This window comes from Acinetobacter sp. LMB-5 (genome assembly GCF_001541635.1).
GTDB lineage: Bacteria > Pseudomonadota > Gammaproteobacteria > Pseudomonadales > Moraxellaceae > Acinetobacter > Acinetobacter pittii.
Genome location: NZ_LRDR01000087.1, coordinates 1 through 382, shown reverse-complemented (window position 1 = coordinate 382; position 382 = coordinate 1). Strand labels below are relative to the sequence as shown.

The window sequence follows — 382 nt, the reverse complement described above, 5'->3', positions numbered from 1 at the left end:
CAAACGAACAGTACAAAGCCATCACCAATGAGCCAGAAGATAATGGTGTTTGCCAAAAACTAATAGATGCGATAGAAACAATGCCACAAGAGGCTCAGAGCAAGCTATATATGAGGATAATAAGTAAAGGCTTCAATAGCTTAGACATTAGCGAGAGAGATGACCGCATACTCGCGCTGGTGGCTGATATGAGCGATGAACACTTCAAAGAGATTTACGCTTTTGTTCATAAGGCGAAATATATGCTCTTAGCCGGACTGCCAATAGGCAAACCAGCAGATGTTGATAGTTGGGATGAGAAACGGGCGTAAGAGTGGTTATTTCGACATAGAAGAAGACTCCACACGTAGGTGCTATCCAGTCTATGAGTATGGTTGAGCAT

Annotated in this window: 1 protein-coding gene; it reads left to right on the top strand. The window is 42.9% G+C overall.

Annotated elements, in window-relative coordinates; translation table 11 throughout:
* Positions 1-311, top strand: a 311-nt coding sequence (locus AW165_RS19870; protein WP_171254272.1) for a hypothetical protein, incomplete at its 5' end; no start/stop codon positions are given.
* Positions 312-382: the final 71 nt, after the last annotated feature.